11 protein-coding genes and 1 pseudogene are annotated in these 20381 nt (G+C 75.6%); 2 read left to right on the top strand and 10 right to left on the bottom strand.

Going from position 1 to position 20381, the window contains the following annotated elements; all coding sequences use genetic code 11:
- Nucleotides 1-136: 136 nt before the first annotated feature.
- From ACWDCZ_RS09655 to ACWDCZ_RS09645, 3 genes are read right to left on the bottom strand one after another with little or no spacing between them, the layout of a single operon-like run.
- Nucleotides 137-1543 carry a DHA2 family efflux MFS transporter permease subunit gene (locus tag ACWDCZ_RS09655; protein WP_375874448.1) on the bottom strand — a complete coding sequence of 469 codons (1407 nt, stop codon included), beginning with the start codon at nucleotides 1541-1543 and terminating at the stop codon, nucleotides 137-139.
- Nucleotides 1540-1725: an MbtH family protein gene (locus tag ACWDCZ_RS09650; RefSeq protein ID WP_049656914.1), complete on the bottom strand. Its 186-nt coding sequence runs from the start codon at nucleotides 1723-1725 to the stop codon at nucleotides 1540-1542. The genes ACWDCZ_RS09655 and ACWDCZ_RS09650 overlap by 4 nt, the downstream gene beginning before the upstream one ends.
- The gene (locus ACWDCZ_RS09645) at nucleotides 1722-9038 is read right to left on the bottom strand and encodes an amino acid adenylation domain-containing protein (RefSeq protein ID WP_449815641.1); all 7317 of its coding nucleotides are present in this window, start codon (nucleotides 9036-9038) and stop codon (nucleotides 1722-1724) included. The genes ACWDCZ_RS09650 and ACWDCZ_RS09645 overlap by 4 nt, the downstream gene beginning before the upstream one ends.
- 138 nt (nucleotides 9039-9176) lie before the next feature.
- On the opposite strand from ACWDCZ_RS09645, the gene ACWDCZ_RS09640 reads away from it, so the two are divergent.
- Complete coding sequence (locus tag ACWDCZ_RS09640) at nucleotides 9177-10376, top strand: amidohydrolase (protein ID WP_449815660.1); 1200 nt, start codon at nucleotides 9177-9179, stop codon at nucleotides 10374-10376.
- 126 nt (nucleotides 10377-10502) lie between these two features.
- On the opposite strand, the gene ACWDCZ_RS09635 is transcribed toward ACWDCZ_RS09640, so the two are convergent.
- The 6 genes and pseudogenes from ACWDCZ_RS09635 to ACWDCZ_RS09610 form a co-directional block, all read right to left on the bottom strand.
- Nucleotides 10503-11237 carry an AMP-binding protein gene (locus ACWDCZ_RS09635; RefSeq protein ID WP_449815640.1) on the bottom strand — a complete coding sequence of 245 codons (735 nt, stop codon included), beginning with the start codon at nucleotides 11235-11237 and terminating at the stop codon, nucleotides 10503-10505.
- 107 nt (nucleotides 11238-11344) lie between these two features.
- Nucleotides 11345-11578 carry a phosphopantetheine-binding protein gene (locus ACWDCZ_RS09630; protein WP_049657883.1) on the bottom strand — a complete coding sequence of 78 codons (234 nt, stop codon included), beginning with the start codon at nucleotides 11576-11578 and terminating at the stop codon, nucleotides 11345-11347.
- Nucleotides 11579-11694: 116 nt separating this feature from the next.
- Nucleotides 11695-12312, bottom strand: a pseudogene (locus tag ACWDCZ_RS09625) (isochorismatase family protein); the annotation flags it as partial.
- Nucleotides 12313-12363: 51 nt separating this feature from the next.
- Nucleotides 12364-14043 (bottom strand): (2,3-dihydroxybenzoyl)adenylate synthase, encoded by a 1680-nt coding sequence (locus ACWDCZ_RS09620; RefSeq protein WP_449815639.1) that lies wholly within the window; start codon nucleotides 14041-14043, stop codon nucleotides 12364-12366.
- The gene (gene dhbC / locus ACWDCZ_RS09615) at nucleotides 14040-15251 is read right to left on the bottom strand and encodes an isochorismate synthase DhbC (RefSeq protein WP_449815659.1); all 1212 of its coding nucleotides are present in this window, start codon (nucleotides 15249-15251) and stop codon (nucleotides 14040-14042) included. The genes ACWDCZ_RS09620 and dhbC overlap by 4 nt, the downstream gene beginning before the upstream one ends.
- Nucleotides 15252-15346: 95 nt before the next feature.
- Nucleotides 15347-16162: a 2,3-dihydro-2,3-dihydroxybenzoate dehydrogenase gene (locus ACWDCZ_RS09610; protein ID WP_449815638.1), complete on the bottom strand. Its 816-nt coding sequence runs from the start codon at nucleotides 16160-16162 to the stop codon at nucleotides 15347-15349.
- Nucleotides 16163-16423: 261 nt separating this feature from the next.
- Here ACWDCZ_RS09610 and pepN point away from each other — a divergent pair, with 261 nt between their 5' ends.
- Nucleotides 16424-18913, top strand: a complete 2490-nt coding sequence (pepN, locus tag ACWDCZ_RS09605) for an aminopeptidase N (protein ID WP_449815637.1) — start codon at nucleotides 16424-16426, stop codon at nucleotides 18911-18913.
- Between the two features lie 159 nt (nucleotides 18914-19072).
- Here pepN and ACWDCZ_RS09600 read toward each other — a convergent pair whose 3' ends face one another.
- Nucleotides 19073-20320 carry a CapA family protein gene (locus ACWDCZ_RS09600; protein ID WP_375874456.1) on the bottom strand — a complete coding sequence of 416 codons (1248 nt, stop codon included), beginning with the start codon at nucleotides 20318-20320 and terminating at the stop codon, nucleotides 19073-19075.
- Nucleotides 20321-20381: the final 61 nt, after the last annotated feature.

Below are 20381 nucleotides of genomic sequence, written 5' to 3'. Positions count from 1 at the left end.
TGGGCTTCCCGCTCGAGTCGTTGTCGGGGTCGGTCGGCGGGTCGATCCGGCACGGTGGCGTTGCTCCCGTGCCCGGTGCGGTGGTCGTCCGCCGGGCCGCACGACGCGGCCGGGCGGACGACCACCTCCTGAGGGCTCAGTCCTCCGGCGGCGGGCCCGGGGCGTCGACCGGGAGGCGGACGGCCAGGAGGGCGCCGGCGGCGACCAGGGCCGCCGTGAGCCCGAGGGCGAGCCGGTACGGTCCGGCGCCCGCGCCGTCGCCGAACGCGCCGATGAGGGCCGCGGTGGCGGCGATGCCGAGGGCGCCGCCGAGGGTGCGCAGGATGGTGAACAGGCCCATCGCGCGGCCCATCGCGGGCGGCGGGACGTCGGCGAAGCCGGCGATCTGGACGGTGAGCACGGCGGTGCCCAGCACCAGTCCGACGGCGAACATCAACGCCCGTACGGCCCACGGGTTCTCCGCGAAGCCGAGCGCGGCCAGCACGGCCGCCGCCAGCAGCAGCCCGGGCAGGGCCAGCCGGCGCGGGCCGAGGCGGGGCAGCAGGCGGTCCACCACCTGCGAGGCGGCCATCAGGCCGATGGCCTCCGGGAAGACGCTCAGCCCGGCGTCCAGGGCGGTGGCGCCGCGCGCCGCCTGGTAGAGCAGCGGCAGCACGAACAGGGCGCCCATCAGCCCGGCCGAGGTCAGCAGGGCCAGCCAGCTCGCCGTGCCGAAGGTGCGGTCGGCGAGCAGCCGCAGGTCCACCAGGGGTTCGGCGGTGCGCAGTTGGTGCCGTACGGCGGCGCCCAGCAGGACCAGGCCGAGCAGTCCGCCGAGGGCCACGCCCGGGGAGGTCCAGCCGTGCGCCGGACCGAAGCCGAGGGCGTAGGTGAGCAGGCCGAGGCCGGGGGTGGCGAGCAGGAACCCGGTGGTGTCGAAGCGGCCGGCCGGAGGCTCCTGCTCGCCGCGCAGGCCGATCAGCCCGATCAGCACGGCGGCCGCGCCGATCGGCACGTTGACCAGGAACAGCCAGTGCCAGGAGAGGTGTTCGGTGAGGAAGCCGCCGAGCGGCGGCCCGAGGGCGGGCATCAGCGCGGTCGGGACGATCAGGATGCGGCCCAGGCCGGCCCGCTCGTGCGGGGCGAAGGCCCGGAACAGCAGGGTCATCCCGACCGGTGTGAGCAGCCCGCCGGCCACGCCCTGGACGGCCCGGGCGGCGGACAGCGTGCCCAGGCCGGGCGCCGCCGCGCAGAGCGCGGAGGCGAGGGTGAAGGCGGCGAGCGAGCCGAGGAAGACCCGCTTGACGCCGTACCGGTCGCCGAGCCAGCCGGCCACCGGCAGTCCGAGGGCGAGGCCGACCAGGAAGGCGGTCTCCACGGCGTTCGCCGCCGAGACCGGGCGGCCGAAGTCCTCGGCGATGCTGAACAGCGCCGGGTTGACGATGGTCGAGTCCAGGCCGTTCATGCACATCGCGGCCGTGTAGACGACCACCACCGCGGCGCGCCCCGCGAGCAGGGGGCGCGCCGGGGCCTGGACCGCCGGAGGGGTTGCCGGAGGGGTCACAGCGTGGTCCAGTGCGCGGTGATCCACTCCAGGGCGGCCGGCCGCTCGCAGGGGCCGTGGGCGACGGTCCAACCGGCCGGGACGGCGGCGAAGGCGGGCCACAGGGAGTGCTGTCCCTCGGCGTTGACGAGCGCGAGGAACTCCCCGTCGGCGTCGAAGGGGTTGGCGGGGGCGTCACTCATCGGTGGTCTTCTCCATCATCGGTCTTCTTGTCGGACTGCTTGAGGTGGTCGGCGATCACGCTCGCGATGTGTGCGATCGGCTCGGGCAGGGTCATGTCCTTGTGGGAACAGGCCACGTCGGTGTTGGCGATCCGGCCGGACACGTACGGCGTCCACAGCTCGGGCACCAGGGTGTCGTCGATGGTGTCGACGGTGGCGCGGAAGAACAGCACGTCGCCGTCGAAGCGGCGGTGGTCGTAGCCGCGCACCAGGTGGTTGGTGTTGAGGTAGATCCGGTTCAGCGCGGCCACGGTGCTCTCGTCCAGCCCGGCGAGCGGGCTGCCCTCGCGGCGCAACAGCGCGGTGACGGCGCCGAGTTCGAGCGGCAGGCCGTCGAGGCCCTCCGGTCCGAAGCCGCCCATGGTGAGCAGCGCCTCCAGCGCCTCGGCCTGGTCGGGGACGGGCAGCTCGCGGAAGCCCTCGGCCGGGTAGGCGTCCAGGATGGCGAGCAACTCGACCTCCTGGCCCAGCTCCTGGAGCCGGACGGCCACCGCGTGCGCGATGATCCCGCCGGTGGACCAGCCGAGCAGCCGGTACGGGCCCTCCGGCTGGACCTCGCGCAGCCGGCCGGCGTAGTGCGCGGCCAGCTCCTCCAGCGTTTCCGGCAGCGGGAGTTCGGCGGTGGCGGCACCGACGCCCTGGGCCTGGAGGCCGTAGATCGGCACCTCGCCGGGCAGGTTGCGGATCAGGCCGGTGTAGCACCAGCTGAGGCCGCCGGCCGGGTGGACGGCGAACAGCGGGCGCTGCCGGCCGGGGGCGACGGGCCGCAGCGGCAGCAGCACGTCCAGGGCGTCGGCGCCGGGCGCGCCCGCCGCGAGGGCGGCGTCCAGGGCGGCCACGGTGGACGCCTGGAACAGCGCGCCGATGCCGACCTCCAGTCCGAGCACCTCGCGGATCCGCCCGGCGAGCCGCACGACCAGCAGCGAGTGCCCGCCGAGTGCGAAGAAGTCGTCCTCGACGCCGACCGAGGCCACGCCCAGCACCTCGGCGAACAGTTCGCACAGCTGCTGCTCGCGCGGGGTGCGCGGCGGGCGGCCGGCCCCTGCGGCGGGGGCCTCGGGGGCGGGCAGGGCGCGGCGGTCGAGCTTGCCGTTGGCGGTCAGCGGGAGGCGGTCGAGCAGGACGACGGCGGAGGGCACCATGTGGGCGGGCAGTTCGGCGGCGGCGTGGGCGCGCAGCTCGTCCGGGGTGGCGGTGCCGACCGGTCCCACGGCGCCGACCGGGGAGACCGCGTAGCCGACCAGCCGCTTGTCCCCCGGCACGTCCTCCCGCACCACCACGGCGGCGTCGGCGACGGCCGGGTGGGCGGCCAGCACGGCCTCGATCTCGCCGAGTTCGATCCGGAAGCCGCGCAGCTTGACCTGCTGGTCGGCGCGGCCGAAGTACTCCAGGACGCCGTCGGCGCGGCGCCGGGCGAGGTCCCCGGAGCGGTACATCCGGGTGCCGCGCTCGCCGAACAGCGCGGCGTACGGGTCGGCGACGAAGCGGGTGGCGGACAGCTCGGGGCGGCCGAGGTAGCCGCGGGCCAGGCCCGCCCCGGCCACGTACATCTCGCCGGTGACACCGGGCGGGACGGGCTGGAGGTGCTGGTCGAGGACGTAGACCCGCAGGTCGGGGATGTTGACGCCGATGGTGCTGCTGCTCCCGGCGGCGGCGCTCGCCCGGTCCAGGGCGATGTACGAGACGTGCACGGTGGTCTCGGTGATGCCGTACATGTTGACCAGCGTGGGCGCGTCCTCGGCGTGCCGGTCGTACCAGTCGTCCAGCCGGGCGAGTTCGAGCGCCTCGCCGCCGAACACCACGTAGCGCAGGGCGAGTTCGCTGCCGGGGCGGTCCCGGTCGGCGGCGCTGAGCTGGTAGAAGGCGGACGGCGTCTGGTTGAGCACGGTGACCCGCTCGCGGGCGAGCAGGTCCAGGAAGGCCGCCGGGTCGCGGCTGACCAGGTGCGGGACGACGACCAGTCGGCCGCCGTGCAGCAGGGCGCCCCACAGCTCCCAGACCGAGAAGTCGAAGGCGTAGGAGTGGAACAGCGTCCACACGTCCTCGGCACCGAAGCCGAACCAGTGGTCGGTGGCGCCGAACAGCCGGACCACGTTGCGGTGGGTGACCGGCACGCCCTTGGGCCGGCCGGTGGAGCCGGAGGTGTAGATGACGTACGCGGTGTCCTCGGCGCGCAGCGGGCGGGTGCGCTCGTGCTGCTCCAGCGGGACGGCCGGGAAGGCGGCGGACTCCGGCCCGTCGACCAGGAGTTGCCGCACCTCGTGGGCGGGCAGCCGGGGCGCGGTGGCGCGGTCGGTGAGCAGGGCGGCCGGGGTGGCGTCGGCCAGCATGTAGGCGAGCCGGTCGGCCGGGTAGTCGGGGTCGAGCGGCAGGTAGGCGGCGCCGGACTTGGCCACCGCCAGCAGGGCGACGACGAGTTCGAGCGAGCGCGGCAGGGCGAGCGCGACGATGGTGCCGGGACCGATGCCCTCGGCGGCCAGCAGCCGGGCCAACCGGTCCGCACGGGCGGCGAGTTCGGTGTAGTCGAGCTGCTCGTCCCGGTGGCCCACCGCCACGGCGTGCGGATGGGCGGCGGCGGCCGCCTCGAACAGCTCGGGCAGGATGGCGTCCGAAGACGTGTCCACCGACGGGCCGTTCCACTCGACCAGGGCGCGCCGCCGCTCCTCCTCGCTGATCAGCGGCAGCAGGCCGATCGGGGTGTCGGGGGCGCTCGCGGCGGCGGTGAGCAGCCGGGTCAGGCGCTCCCCGAGGGCGGCCACGGTGGAGCCGTCGAAGAGGTCGGTGCGGTACTCCAGGAAGCCGCCGATGCCGCCGCCGGGCAGTTCCCCGGCGTTCAGGGTGAGGTCGAACTTGGCGGTGCCGCTGGGGATCGCGGCGATGTCGGCGGTGAGGCCGCCGCCCAGGGCGGTCCGCTCGTCCGGGCGGCTCTGCCAGGCCAGCATCACCTGGAACAGCGGGTGGCGGGCGAGCGAGCGGGCCGGGTTGAGCTCCTCGACCAGGCGGTCGAAGGGCAGTTCGGCGTGCTCGTGCGCGGCGAGCACGGTGCCGCGGACCCGGGCCAGCAGCTCGCGGAAGGTCGGGTCGCCGGACGTGTCGGTGCGCAGCACCACCGAGTTGACGAAGTAGCCGACCAGTGCGGCGGTCTCCTCGTCCTCCCGGCCGGCCACCGGGGTGCCGACCGGGATGTCGGTGCCGGCGCCGTGCCGGGTGAGCAGGGCGGCGAGCCCGGCCTGGACGGCCATGAAGACGGTGCTGTCGGCGGCCCGGGCGAGCCCGGCCAGGGCGGTGTGCGCCTCGGCGCCGAGCGCGAAGGGCACGGTGGCCCCCTGGTGGCCGGCGACGGCCGGACGGGGGCGGTCGAGCGGGAGCTCCAGCTGGTCGGGCAGTCCGGCGAGCGCGGCGCGCCAGTGCTCCACCTGCCGGACGGCGAGCGGGCTGGGCGCGTCGGCGGCGCCGAGCCGCTCCCGCTGCCAGGCCGCGTGGTCGGCGAACTGGACGGCGAGTTCCGGCAGTTCCGGTTCCCGGCCGGCACTCCGGGCGCCGTAGGCGACGGCCAGGTCGCGCAGCAGCGGGGTGGTGGAGGCGCCGTCGCCCGCGATGTGGTGGAGCAGCAGGAGCAGGGTGTGCCGCTCGGGACCGTCGGTGAACAGGCTCGCGCGCAGCGGCGGTTCGGCGGTCAGGTCGAAGGCGTACCGGACTTCATCGCCCAGCTCTCCGGTGCTCCCGTGGAGTTCGGGCCGGAACTCGGAGAGGATGCGCTGGTACGGCGTGCCGTCCGGCTCCTCCCCGTAGACGGTGCGCAGGACTTCGTGCCGGGCGACGAGGTCGCCGAGCGCGAGGCCGAGGGCGTGCCGGTCGAGCGGGCCGGTGAGGGTGAGCGCCAGCGGGATGTTGTAGGTGGGGCTGGGGCCTTCGAGGCGGTGCAGGAACCAGAGCCCGCGCTGGGCGGGCGAGAGCGGCATCCGCCCGGTGCGCGGCACGGGCACCAGGGCGGGGCGGTGCTCGGGCTCCGCCGGGTCGAACAGGGCGGCCTGGTCGATCAGTACGGCGAGGCCGGCCGGGGTCGGCTGCCGGAACACGTCGGCGAAGCCGACCGGGGCGGCGAAGGTCTCGCGCAGCCGGGCGGCGAGGCGGCCGGCGAGCAGCGAGTGGCCGCCGAGGTCGAAGAAGGAGGCCTCCCGGCCGGGTGCCTGCGGCAGGCCGAGGACCTCGGCGAACAGGCCGCAGACCAGCTCCTCCCGGGGCGTGGCCGCCGCGGTGCCCTCGGTGGCCGCGGCGGGCTCGGGCAGGGCCCGGTGGTCGAGCTTGTCGTGGGCGGTGCGCGGCAGTTCGTCCAGCAGCAGGACGGCCGCCGGGACCATGTGCGCGGGCAGCCGGGCGGCGAGCGCGGCGCGCAGCCCGTCCGGATCGGGCGCGCTGCCGCTCTCCGGGACGGCGTAGCCGAGCAGGCGCTTGCCCTGCGGGCCGGGGCGGGCGATCACCACGGCCTGGGCGACGCCCGGGAGTTCGGCGAGGACGGCGGCGATCTCGCCGGGCTCGATCCGGAAACCGCGGATCTTCACCTGGTCGTCGGCCCGGCCGAGGAACTCGAGGGTGTTGTCGGGGCGGCGCCGGGCGAGGTCGCCGGTGCGGTACATCCGGCTGCCGGGCGGGCCGAAGGGGTCGGCGAGGAAGCGTTCGGCGGTGAGGTCGGGGCGGCCGAGGTAGCCGCGGGCCAGGCAGGCGCCGGCCACGTACAGCTCGCCGGTGACGCCGTCGGGCGCGGGGCGCAGCGAGCCGTCCAGGACGTAGGCACGGGAGCCGCGCACCACCCGGCCGCGCGGGGCGCCGTCCGGGCCCGGGGTCCAGGCGTAGGCGTCGACGGTGGTCTCGGTCGGGCCGTAGAGGTCGACCGGGTGCAGGCCGGGGACGGCGGCCAGGCGCTGCCAGAGGGCGGGCGGGGTGGCCTCGCCGCCGACCACGAGGACGGACGGGCGGTGCCGGCCCTCGTCCAGGATGCCTTCGGCGATCAGGACTTCGAGGTAGGAGGGGGTGAGGTCGAGGTAGTCGACGCGCTCGCGGTCGAGGTGGGCGGCGAGCGCGGCCGGGTCGCGGTAGGTGGCGTCGTCCAGCAGGTGGAGCTCGTGGCCGTGGACCATCCAGAGCACCGGGTCCCAGGAGGCGTCGAAGGCGAACGAGGCGCTGTGGGCGACGCGCAGCCGGTCCCGGCCGGCGCGGCGCAGGGCGGGGGCGACGTGGTCCTCGCCGAGGCCGGCGTGCAGGTTGGCCAGCGAGGCGTGGGTGACCACCACCCCCTTGGGGCGGCCGGTGGAGCCCGAGGTGTGCAACACGTAGGCGGGCTGGCCGAGTCGGGGCGCGGGCGGGGCGGTGTCGGGCTCGCCGGCCGCGTCCTGCGGGCGGACGACGGGCAGGCCGGCGGGCAGGCCGAGCCCGGCGAGGGCGTCGGCGGTGCCGATCGCGCAGACCGGGCGGGCGTCGGCCAGCACGGCGGCGAGGCGCCGCTCGGGGTGGGCGAGGTCGAGGGAGACGCAGGCGCCGCCCGCCTTGAGGACGGCGAGCATCGCCACCAGGGTGTCGGTGCCGCGCGGCAGGGCGATCGCGACCGGTGCGCCGTCCTTGACGCCGAGGGCGGTCAGCCGGTGGGCGAGCCGGTTGGCGGCGGCGTCGAGCTGCCGGTAGGTCAGCGCGGCCGCGCCGGAGCGGACGGCGACGGCCTCCGGGGTGCGGGCGGCCTGGGCGGCGAACAGCTCGGGCACGGTCCGCTCGACCGGCGGCTCGGTACGGCCTTCGGTGGCGCGGCGCAGGCCGTCCGGGTCGAGCAGGTCGATCCGGGCGACGGGCGTCCGGGGGTCGGTGAGCAGCAGGTCGGCGAGGGCGTCGAGGTAGCGCAGCAGGCCGTCGCGGTGGGCGGCGAGGGAGGCGGCCCCGTAGCGGGCCGGGTCGGCGTCGATGACCAGGCGCAGCGCGCCGTCCGGGCCGGGCGAGACGTTCAGGGCGAGGTCGTCGACCGGGCCGGCGGCGAGGTTGCGGACGGTGCCGGGCAGGCCGGCCAGGTCGAGGTCGCTCTCGAAGGCCTTGATGTTGACCATCGGGCCGAACAGGGCGCGGCGGTCGCCGGTGCGGCCGAGGTCGCGGCGCAGGTCCTCCAGCGGGTAGCGCTGGTGGCGGCGGACGGCGCGCAGCTCGCGGACCACGGCGCGCAGCAGGGCCTCGGCGCTGTCGGCGGGGCGGACGGCGAGGCGCAGCGGGAGCACGTTGGCGGCGGCGACGGGGGTGCGCAGGGCGGCCGGGCCGCGGCGGTTGGCGAGCGGCAGGCCGAGGACGACGTCCTGGGTGCCGGTCAGGCGGTGCAGGTAGCCGGCCGCGGCGGCGAGGAGCAGCTCGGCCCAGGTGGCGCGGACGGCCTCGGCGGCGCGCTCCAGGCGGTCGCGGGTGCCGGCGGGCAGTTCGGCGGTGAGGCGGATCGATGCGCCGGACGCGCCGGCTTCGCGAGACGCGCCGGACTCGGGGGACGCGCCGGGCTCGGGAGACGCGCCGGGCTCGGGGGTGCCCGGGAGGGTGGCCGGGGTGTCGGCGTCGGCCATCCGGGCCGACCAGTGGGCGCGGTCGGCCCCGTACTGCGCGCTCTCGCGGTAGGCGGCCTCCTCGGCGGCGGCCTCGGCGAGTCCGGCGAAGGGGTTCGGCGCGGGTTCGGTGCCGGTGACGAGGGCGGTGTAGAGGGCCGCGACCCGGTCACCGAGGAGGGTCAACGCGTAGGCGTCGACGGCGAGGTGGTGGATGCGGCGGTACCAGAGCCGGCGGTCCCCGGTGAGCCGGATGAGCGCGTGGGTGAACAGCGGGCCCTCGGCGAGGTCGGCCGGGCGGGCGAGGTCGGCGCGCATCCAGGCCTCGGCCTCGGCGGCCGGGTCTTCGGCGGCGCGCAGGTCCAGGCGGTGCAGCGGCCAGTGGCGGCCGGGGCGCAGCCGCTGGCGGGGCGTGCCGTCCGGGTCGGTGACGACGACGGCGCTCAGCGCCTGGGCCTCCTCCACCGCTTGCCGCAGCGCCTGTTCGAACCGCTCGTCGTCGAGCGGGCCGGTGATCTCGACGGCGTCGCCGGTGTTGTAGACCGGACTGTCGGGGTCGAGGGCCTGGGCGTACCAGATGGCGGCCTGGGCGGCGAGCAGGGGGACGTCGGCGGCCTGACCGTCGACGGTCCGGCTGTGGGCGGCCCGACTGTCGGCGATCTGGCTGTCGACGGTCTGACTGTCGGCGATCTGGGTTTCGACGGCAGGCATGGGGTGGAGAGCTCCTCGGGGGATCCGGAACGCCTTACTTAGGTTAGCCTAATCTAAGTTCATATGATCTGGTCAACGGCCCCGCAGGGTCGGGCCCCTGACACCCCGGAGACGCCACCCGTGCCCCAGACCGAACCGCTGCCGCAGAGCGCCGAACCAACCGAACCAACCGGGCCCGCCGAACCCACCGGACCCAGCGCCGCCAAGCGGGCCGTGCGCGAGCGCGTCCTCGCCCTGCGGACGGAACTCCTCGCGCTCAGCCACCGCATCCACGCCCACCCCGAGACCGCCTTCGAGGAGCACCTGGCCGCCGCCTGGTGCTCCGAACTGCTGCGCGCGCACGGCTACTCGGTCACCGCGCCCGCCCACGGCCTGGCCACCGCCTTCGACGCACGCCTCGGCAGCGGGCCGGTCACCGTCGCGCTGGTCTGCGAGTACGACGCCCTGCCCGGACTCGGCCACGCCTGCGGGCACAACCTGATCGCCGCCGCCGGGATCGGCGCGGCGCTCGGGCTCGCCCCGTACGCGGACGAACTCGGGCTCACCGTACGGGTGATCGGCGCGCCGGCCGAGGAGCGCGGGGCGGGCAAGGCCCTGCTGCTGGAGGCCGGGGCGTTCGACGGGGTGGACGCGGCCATGATGGTCCACCCCTGCCCCGTCGAGGTCTCCGACTTCCGCTCCTTCGCCCTCGGCACGCTCTCCGTCCGCTACACCGGGCGCGCCGCCCACCCGAGCCTCGACCCGCACCGGGGGCGCAACGCCGCCGACGCGCTCACCGTCGCCCAGGTCGCGATCGGGCTGCTGCGCCAGCACCTCCCGCCGCAGTGGCGGGTGCACGGCATCACCACGGCGGCCGGCACGGCGCCGAACCTGATCCCGGACAGCGCCAGCGCCGAGTACGAGATCCGGGCCTCGGCGGCCGAGGACCTCGCCGAACTGCGCTCCCGGGTCGAGGACTGCTTCCGCGCCGGGGCACTCGCCACCGGCTGCGAGGTGGAACTGACCCGACCCGAACCGGACTACCTGGACATGCGCGCCGACCCCCGGCTGCTGACGCTGTGGCGGGCCAACGCGGCGGCGCTCGGCCGGCCGGAACCGGTCGAGAGCGGGCCCTTCGCCTGTACGGACATGGGGAACGTGTCGCACGCGGTGCCGTCGATCCATCCGGTGCTGGACATCACCGGCGGCGCCTGCGCCCCGCACGAGGCGGCGTTCGCCGAGGCGGCACTGGGCGCGGAGGCGGAGCGGGCGGTGCTGGACGGCGCGGTGGCGATGGCGTGGACGGCGGCGGACCTGGCGGCGGAGTCGGCGGAGTCGGCGGCAGCGACGAACGAATGACGGCCGACAACTTTCAGCGAACAGATAACGAAATCTGTTCGCTGAAAGTTGTCATCTGTTATCTGTTACCCGTCGACCGTCTTCCATCGGCCGTCGCCCCCCCCCCCCCGGCGCCCGGGGTCCCGCTCACCCGCCGAGCAGCACCCCGGGTGCCACCCGCACCGCCGTCACACCCAACTCCCGTACCAGCGCCCCGACCTCGCCCTCCTGCCACGGGTCGGCGAGCACCACGGCGGCGCCGGTCCGCAGCGGCCACAGGTACTCCCAGAGCGGCAGGCCCAGCTGCAGCACCCGGTCGCCCGGCCCGAGCGGGTGGGCCGCCTGGAGCTCGCGCACCCGGCGATCCGCCTCGGCATGGGTGAGCCGGACGGCGCTCGGGCGCCCGCCCGGGCCGTACCCGACGCAGAGCAGATGGTGCGGGGTCAGCGCCCGGGGCGGGTCGGTGGGCAGCTCGCCCTCCGTCTCCAGCCCGGCCAGCGCCCCCGGCACCCCCTCCCCCAGCACGCAGACCGGAGCGTTCTCCGCGAGCAGCCGCTCGCGCCGCCCGGGCGTGTCCGACGGGTCCAGCGGAAGGTACGCCGCACCCGACTTCGCCACCGCCAGCAGCGCCGTCACCAGCTCCGCCGGACGGCGGAACGCCGCCAGGCCGACCACCGCACCCGGGCGGGCCCCACGGGCGGCCAGGGCGCGCGCCAGCCGGTTGGCCGAGGCGTTCAACTCCTGGTAGCCGACGGTCTCCCCGCCCGCGAGCACCAGTGCCGGCGCGTCCGGCGTCCGCGCCGCCTGCGCCTCGACCGGCCCCACCGCGGTGGTGGCCGGGTAGCGCACCGTCCGGCGCGGCAGCGGAGGCAGTTCGGGCACCTCGGGCAGCACCGCCCCGCGGGCCGAATCCCGGGCTCCAGCCCGAACCGGCTCCCGGAGCGGATCCCGGACCGGGCCCCGCAGCGCCTCGCCCACCCCCGCCGCCATCACGCCGCGCCCAGCAGCTCGGCCCAGGCCTCGATCGCCGGGCGCTCCGCGAGCTGGACGAACGCCACCTCGGCGCCTTCCTCCTGCCAGCGCCCGGCGAGGGTCATCAGCCGGATGGAGTCCAGCCCCCAGTCGACCAGGTTCTCGTCCAGCGGGATCTCCGCCGGGTCCTCGCCGAGCAGGTCGGCGACCTCGGCCCGGATCCGCTCCACCGTGAAGCCCGTACCCGTCACTTGCCGCCCACCCCTTCGAGCACGTCGATCTCTGCGGCGTCCAAGCCGGCCGTGGCGTCCAGGCCGGCCACGGCATCCAGGCCGGCCGCCGCTGCGGCCGGAGCCATCGCCCCGAGCACGGTCTCCGCCGTGGCGACCATCCCGCAGCGCCCGGCCACCCAGGCCAGCGCACCGCGGTGCTCCGCCGGGCCGAAGTCGGCGACCGCGTCGGCCACCACGAAGGCCTGCACGTCCCGCATCCAGGCGTCGCAGGCGGTCGCCTGTACCCCGATGTGCGCGTACACGCCGGTGATCACCAGCTGGTCCCGCCCCTGCTCGCGCAGCAGCTGCTCCAACTCGGTGCGCACGAAGGCGCTGTACTTCCACTTGGTCAGCACGGTGTCGCCCGGCGCCGGGGCGACGGCGTCGGCGATCGCGGTGGCCCGCGGGTCGGCCGGGATGCCCGGGCCCCAGAAGTCCTGCTGCAGCCCGCGCTCGGCCGGGCTCTGCCCGCCGAGCTGCGCCGAGTACACGACGGGAACGCCGGCGGCACGCGCGGCCTCCGCCAACGCCTGGACGTTGCCGAGGAGTTCGGGCACCGGCGCGGCCTCGGCGTCGAAGGCGTCCAGGAAGTGGTTCTGCAGGTCGTGCACCAGCAGGACGGCGCGCGCCGGGTCGACCGTCCAGGAGACCCGGTTGGCGGGCAGTTCCTCGGCGGCGGGCATGGGATAGCGGGGAATGCGGGGCAGGCCCACGGTGGTGTTCCTTAGCTAGATGTGGCGAGGTGGCGACGAAGGACGGAGGCGTCAGCCGGTGGTCAGCGAGGCCGCGATCGCGGCCCGCAGCTCCTTCTTGCTGACCTTCCCGATCCCGGTGGCCGGGAAGGCGGCGACGAACTCGACCCGGTCCGGCACCTTGTACTCGGCGAGCCCGCGCTGTCGCACGAACCGCTTCAACTCGACGCTCTTCGGGGGCTGTTCACGACTCTCGGCGCGCAGCACCACGTACGCGCAGGTGCGCTCGCCCAGGTACGGGTCGGGCATCGACACCACCGCCGCGTCGTGCACCGCGGGGTGCGCGAGCAGGTGGTTCTCGATCTCCTCGGCGGCGACCTTCTCCCCGCCCCGGTTGATCTGGTCCTTGGCCCGTCCCTCGACCACCAGGTGGCCGGTGGGGGTGCGCCGGACCAGGTCCCCGGTGCGGTAGAAGCCGTCCGCCGTGAAGGAGTCGGCGTTGTGCCCGGGCGCGTTCCAGTAGCCGCGGATGGTGTACGGGCCGCGCGTGAGCAGGTGTCCGGTGGCGCCGTCGGGCAGGTCCCGGTCCTGGTCGTCGACGACCCGGACCTCGTCGTCGGGCGAGATCGGCCGGCCCTGGGTGGTGGTGACCAGCTCCTCCGGGTCGTCCAGCCGGGTGTAGTTGACCAGGCCCTCGGCCATCCCGAACACCTGCTGGAGCGTGCAGCCCAGCACCGGGCGCACCCTCCGGGCCGCCTCCTCGCTGAACTTGGCGCCGCCGACCAGCAGCACCTCCAGGCTCTCGTAGCCGCGGGCGCCGCGCTCGGCGGCGTCCAGCCAGAGCAGTGCGAGCGGCGGCACCAGCCCGGTGATGGTCACGCCCTCGCGCTCGATCAGCGGGAAGGCCGTCTCGGGGGCGGGCTGCGGGCAGAGCACCACCCGGCCGCCGGCGTACAGCGTGCCGAGCGAACCAGGCGAGCTGAGCGGGAAGTTGTGGGCGGCGGGCAGCACGCACAGGTACACGCTGTCCGGGTCCTGGCCGCACAGCTCGACCGAGCCGCGCAGCGAGTAGATGTAGTCGTCGTGGGTGCGCGGGATCAGCTTCGGCACGCCGGTGCTGCCGCCGGAGAGCTGGAGGAAGGCGACGTCCTCGGGGCCGGGCTCCCCGCCGAAGGCCTCCGGGCCGGGCCCGTCGCAGGGCACGTCCGCGAGCCGGACGTGCTCCCCCGGGTCCTCGCCGGCCACCAGCACCAGCCGCAGCGCGGGGTTCTCCGCCCGCACCCGGCTGGCGAGTTCGCGGTAGTCGAAGCCGCCCTCGACGGCGGGCACCACGTACGCCGCCGCCCCGGTGAAGGAGCAGAAGTACCCGATCTCGGCGTACCGGTGGGCGGGCAGCGCGAAGACCGGCAGCGCGCCGATCCGGAACAGCGCGAACACGACCTCGAAGAACTCGGCGGCGTTGGGCAGTTGGACCACCACCCGGTCCCCGGCCCGGATGCCCCGGGCGAGCAGTCCGGCGGCCATCCGGTCGGCCCGGCGGTCGAGTTCGGCGTACGTCCAGCGCCGCTCGGTCGCCGCCACGCCGTGGCCACCCGGGTCGACGACGGCGGTGCGCCCGCCGTGCGCGGCGGCGCGCTCGCGCAGCATCCGCCCGAAGGTCTCGCCGCGCCAGTACCCGGCGGCCCGGTAGCGCTCGGCGAACTCGGCGGGGTACGGGGTGAAGCCCGCCCGGGCGGTCTCCAGCGGCGTCACCGGGCCACCCCCGCGGCGTCCAGGAAGGTGCGGAACTTGGCGCTGGTCTCGGCGAGTTCGGCCTCCGGCCGGGACTGCTCGACCACGCCGGCGCCGGCGTACACCCGCAGCGTCCGCCCCTCCGCCTCGGCGCAGCGGATGGTGACCACCCACTCGCCGTCGCCGGTCGCGTCCTCCCAGCCGACCATGCCGGTGTAGAGGCCGCGGTCGAAGGGCTCGACCTCGCCGATCACCCGGCGGGCGACGTCCGTCGGCGTGCCGCAGACCGCCGGGGTGGGGTGCAGCGCGCAGGCCAGTTCGAGGGCGGAGACCGTCGGGTCGGCCAGCTCGCCGCGGATCGTGGTGGCCAGGTGCCACATCGCGGCCGTCCGTACCAGGGTGGGCCGTTCGGGCACCTCCAGGGTGCGGCAGTACGGCGCCAGCGCCTCGCGGATGGCGTCCACCACGACGGCGTGCTCGTGCAGGTCCTTGGGCGACTCCAGCAGCGCGGCGGCGCGCCGGACGTCCTCGCCGAGGTCCTCGCTGCGCGGCACGGAGCCGGCCAGCGGGTTGGCCAGCACGGCCGTTCCCCGCCGGGAGAGCAGGAGTTCGGGGCTGGCGCCGACCAGGGTGCGGCCGCCGCCGGACGGGACGGCGAAGGTGTAGCCGCCCGGGTCGCGGCGGGCCAGCCGCTGCAGGATGGCGGGCAGGTCGAGCGGCTGTTCGGCGCTCAGCTCCAGCGTCCTGGCCAGCACCACCTTGCTCAACTCCCCGCCACGCAGCCGCTCGACGGCCGCCGCGACGCCCGCGCCGTACGCCTCGGGCGCGGGCACCGGGTCGATCCGCCAGTCGGCCTGCTCGGCCGGCGGCGCGGGCAGGGCGATCAGCGGGTCGTCGCGCAGCGCCCCGGCGGTGCGGACCCGGGCGGGGACGGCGAGTTCGACCCGGCTGTCCCGGTCGAACGCCACCGCGCCGACCACCAGCGGCCGTTCGACGCCGGAGCGGCCCGCCTCGGCCAGCGTCTCGGTGACCCGCACCGGCAGCGGCCGCCCGTCCTGCGGCACCCGGGCGTGCACCCCGGAGCCGAGCAGGGTGCGGGTCGGCGAGGCGAAGAACGCCTCGTCGGAGCCGGCCCGGTACTGGCCGAGCAGTCCGCTGGCCGCGCCGATGACGGCGTGGTCCTGGCCCTCGGCGAGGGCGGTCGCCGGGGCGTCGGGCCCGGCGGGTATCGGCCCGGCGGGGGCGTGGTGCACCGTGGTCACGGCGGTTTCTCCAGTCTGGGACGGTACTTCGGGGGGTGGGAGGAGGACCGGCGGCGTTCCGCTCAGGCGCGCAGGGTCGCGCCGCCGTCGACGTACAGGTCGTGCATGGTGATGTGCCGCGCCCGGTCGGAGGCCAGGAACACCACGGCCTCCGCGATGTCGGCGGGCGCGGCGATCCGCCCGAGCGGGATGCCGACCCGCCAGGCGCCCAGGTCGCCCTCGATCACCCGGCGTTCGGCCGCCTCGGCGTCCTCGCCCCACAGCGCGCGCTGCATCGCGGTGTCGGTCGAGCCGGGCGACACCACGTTGCACCGCACCCCGGACCGGGCGAGTTCCAGCCCCAGGCAGCGGGTGAACATGGTGGCCGCCGCCTTGGACGCCGCGTAGGCGGCCATCCCGGCGCGCGGCACCCCGGCGGCGTTGGACCCGACGGTCACGACCGCCCCGCGCCCGCGGTCCGCCATCCGGCGGCCGACGGCGCGGCTGGTGTGGAAGACGCCGGTGGCGTTGACGGCGAAGGTGTCCGCCCAGTCCCCGTCGGTGAGTTCGACGACCGGGGCGGTGCGCAGGACTCCCGCGACGTTGACCAGCACGCCGATCGGTCCGAGCCGGCTCTCGATCGACTCCACGGTGCTGTCGACCGCCCGGGCGTCCGAGACGTCCAGCGCGTAGGGACGCACGGACGGCAGTTCGGCCGCCAGCGCGTCGATCCCGCCCGGATCGCGGTCCACCGCCGCGACGACGGCTCCCTCGGCCACCAGCGCCCGCACCACGGCCGCGCCGATGCCCTGCCCGGCCCCGGTGACCATCGCGACGACACCGGCGAATTCGGACTGTTGCTGCACAGGACATCCCCTCCGACCAGCAAGATTAGGCAAGCCTAACCTAACACAGCTGTTCGCCTGTGCCGAGCGCCTGTACGAATCCCGCTGCTTCGCCGTCAACTCGCTCCGGACGCACGGAGGCCGTCCGCCCCGGACGATCCGGCGGCCCCGGTCTCCTTCCGGCACCGAAGAGCCGGCACCGAGAAGCGGGCATCGAAGAGTGGGTGCCAAAAGGCCGGCACCGAAAGCCGGCACCGAAAAACGGGTGCCGAAAAGCGGGTGCCGCCCACCCGTGGATGAAGCAGCATGAGCCGTATGTCTGATACCTCAGTACTCACCCGGGCCGAGGCCGTCGAGCGCCACCGCCTGCTCGACGTCCGCACCGTCCGCCTCGACCTCGACCTGACCCGCGGTCCGGAGGTCTTCGGCTCCACCACGGTGATCCACTTCGGCTGCACCACCCCGGGCGCCGGGACCTACGTGGACGTCAAGCCGGCCGCGCTCCGCCGGGTGGTGCTGAACGGCCGCGAACTGGACGTCGCCGCGCTGCGCGCCGGGCGCTTCCCGCTGACCGGCCTGGCGGCCGACAACGAGCTCACCGTAGAGGCCGACATGGCCTACTCGCACACCGGCGAGGGCATGCACCGCTTCACCGACCCGGCCGACGGCGAGGACTACATCTACACCCAGTCCTTCCTCGACGACGGCCCGCGGGTGTTCGCGTCCTTCGACCAGCCCGACCTCAAGGCGCGGTACACGGTGTCCGTCACCGCGCCGCGGCAGTGGACCGTGGTCGGCAACGGCGTGGGCCGCCAGGTCACGCCCGGGCGCTGGGAGTTCGCGCCCACCCCGGCGATCAGCAGCTACCTGGTCTCCGTGGTGGCCGGCCCGCTGCACTCGGTACGCGCCGAGCACGACGGGATCCCGCTCGGCCTGCACTGCCGCCGCTCGCTCGCCGCCCACCTGGACGCCGACGCCCCCGAGCTGCTGGAGGTCACCCGGCAGGGCTTCGACCACTACCACCGGGTCTTCCGGCACCGCTACCCCTTCGACAGCTACGACCAGTGCTTCGTGCCGGAGTTCAACGCCGGCGCGATGGAGAACCCGGGCTGCGTCACACTGCGCGACGAGTTCGTCTTCCGCTCCGCCGTGGACGACACCAGGCGCGAGGAGCGCGCCCTGGTGGTGGTGCACGAGATGGCGCACATGTGGTTCGGCGACCTGGTCACCATGAAGTGGTGGGACGACCTGTGGCTGAACGAGTCCTTCGCCGAGTACATGGCCTACAGCGTCACCGCCTCCTCCACCCGCTTCACCAGCGCCTGGACCGGCTTCGCCGCCAACCGCAAGACCTGGGGCTACGACGCCGACCAGCGCCCCTCCACCCACCCGGTGGCACCCGGCACGGTGGACGACACCGCCCAGGCGCTGCAGAACTTCGACGGCATCTCCTACGCCAAGGGCGCCGCCGCGCTGCGCCAGCTGGTCGCCTGGCTCGGTGAGGAGGCCTTCCTGGCCGGCGTCAACGACTACTTCGACGAGCACGCCTTCGGCAACGCCACCCTCGACGACCTGCTCCGGGCCCTGGCCGCGACCAGCGGCCGCGACGTCCACGGCTGGGCCGACCGCTGGCTGCGCACCACCGGCGTGGACACCCTGCGGCTGGCCGACGGCCGGATCGAGCACACCTCGGCCGACGGCGGGCCGCGCCCGCACCAGCTGACCGTGGGCCACTACCGGCGCACCGCCGAGGGCGCCCTGGAGCTGGCCGACCGCGTGCCGCTCGACCTGGCGGCCGACAGCACCGCGGCGGTGAAGACCGACGCCGAGCTGACCCTGCTCAACGACACCGACCTCAGCTTCGTCAAGATCCGTCTCGACCCCGGCTCCTGGCGGACCGTGCGCTCCTCACTCGGCGCCGTGCCCGAGGAGCTGGCCCGGGCCGTGCTCTGGAGCGCCGCCCGGGACCAGGTGCGCGACGGGGAGCTGGCGCCCGGCGAGTACCTGGAGCTGGTCGCCGCCCACCTGCCCGGCGAGACCTCGGTGCACCTGGTCGACGCGGTGCTCTCCTTCGCCCGCGACTTCGTGGTGGACTGCGCCGTACCGCCGACCGCACGGCCGGCGGCACTGGCCGTCCTGAACGAGGTCTGCCGCACCCTGCTGCGGCGCACCGAGGACGAAACGGACCGCACCGGGCTGCGCCTGGTGGCCGCGCGCGGCGTGATCGGCACCGCCGCCGGCGAGGCGCAGGCCGCCGAGCTGCGCGACTGGCTGGCGGCCGGCACCGTGCCCGGCGGGCCGGTGCTCGACCCGGACCTACGCTGGCAGCTGCTGCTTCGGCTGTGCGTGCTCGGCGCGGCGGGCGAGCCGGAGATCGCCGCCGAACTCGCCGCCGACCCCAGCGACACCAGCGAGAAGGGCGCCGCCCGCTGCCGCGCCGCGCTGCCCGACCCGGGGGCCAAGGAGGCCGCCTGGCAGGCGCTGTTCCACGGCGATCTCTCCAACTACCTGGCCGCCGCCACCGCCAGGGGCCTGTGGCAGCCCGAGCAGGCCGAGCTGCTGGACGGGCTGACCTCCCGCTACTTCGAGGAGCTGGGGTCGGCCGCCGCCCGCCGCGGCCCCGCACTGGCCCGGGTGCTCGCCACCACGGGCTTCCCCGCCTTCGCCGCCACCGAACGGACGGTACGGGCGGCCGAGGCCTGCCTGGCCGACCCGGAGCTCACCGCGGCGACCCGGCGCGGACTGGTGGACCAGCTGGACACCCTGCGCCGCGCCGTCCGGGCACGGGCGCGGGCCGAGCAGTAGCGCCCCCGGCGGGCGGTAGGCGGCGGCGTGGCCCGGGTGGTCGCGCCGCCGTCTCGTGCTGTCCCGTGCCGCCGCACCGCGACGCCGCGCCCTGGTCCGGCAGGGCCCGTCCTCCGGCAAGGCCCGCAGGACGTATCCCGGGCGCCGGTCGACCGGACCCTACCGCGGTGCGGCCGGGGTCGTCGGAGCCTTCGCGGGAGCCGTCGAGGACTTCCCGGGAGCCGTGGAGGCGGGGGCCGTCGGGGCGGTGGGGGCCGTCGCGGGGGTGCCGGGGGCGCCCGGGGCGGCGGGCGCCGGGGAGAGGCCGGTGCAGCCGCGCAGGCCGTCGCGGCGCTTGAGGGCGGCCTCGGCGGTGGCGCCGGTGACCGGCTCCGGGATGCCCTTGTCGTCGATGGTGGCCGGGGTGAAGGCCTCCCCGGTCACCTTCCCGTCGGCGGTGAGGGTGAGGGTGGTGACGCCGGTCTCGTTGGAGTTGGCGTAGTTCGAGGTGCCGTACCAGAGGAAGTTGCCGAAGCCGTACCCGATGTAGGTGTCGCCGAGCATGCCCGAGCCGACCATGGTGTGCGCGTGGGTGCCGACCACGGCGGTGGCTCCGGCGGTGGCGAGCTTCTTGGCGATGGTGGTCTGCGGACCGGTCGGGCAGGCCTTGCCCTCGTCGCCCCAGTGCAGGTAGACGAGCACCACCGGGGCCTGCTGCTTCGCCGTCTCCACCGCCTTGACCAGCGCCGGGACGTCCAGCGCCGAGGCGATGCCCGGCTTGCTCGCGCCGGCCCGCCACTTCTGGTTGGTGAGGTCCTCGACCTGGCTGGCGGCGACCACCGCGACCTTCACCCCGCGCACGGTGGTGACGTACGGGGCGTACGCCTCCTTGGCGTTGCGCCCGACGCCGACCACCGGGATCGGCGAGGAGTCCTTGGCGGCGAGGGTGTCGGTGAGGCCGTCGGCGCCGAAGTCCACGGCGTGGTTGTTGGCCATCGAGACGACGTCGACGCCCGAGTCCTTGAGCACCGACAGCGCCTTGGGCGAGGTGCGGAAGGTGTACGTCTTCGGCTCCGGGGCGCCGCGCCCGGTGATCGCGGTCTCCAGGTTGAGGACCGACAGGTCGGCGTCGGCGAGGGTGCGGGAGATCGGGCCGAGCGCAGGCTCGGGCGGCTTGACCGCCAGCCGGGCCTCGGTGCGGCCCTCGAAGTGGACGTCCCCGGCGAAGGCGACGGTGATGGTGCCGTCGGGCCGGGGCGGGGCGCTCTTGCCCGGGGCCGTGCCGGAGGGCGAGCCGCCCGGCGCCGAGGACTCGCCCGGCGGGACGGGGGCGGCGGAGGCCGGGGCCGGGGCGGGGTCGTCCGGCCCGCAGGCGGTGACGGCGGTCAGTCCGGCGAACAGCGCGACGGCGGCCGCGGCACGGCGCATGAGTGGATCCCCCCGAGGATGATGCGAGAACGATCAGCGTACGCCACCGAATCACCACCGC

Source organism: Kitasatospora sp. NPDC001225, from assembly GCF_053597855.1.
This window is presented reverse-complemented; position numbering and strand designations above follow the sequence as displayed.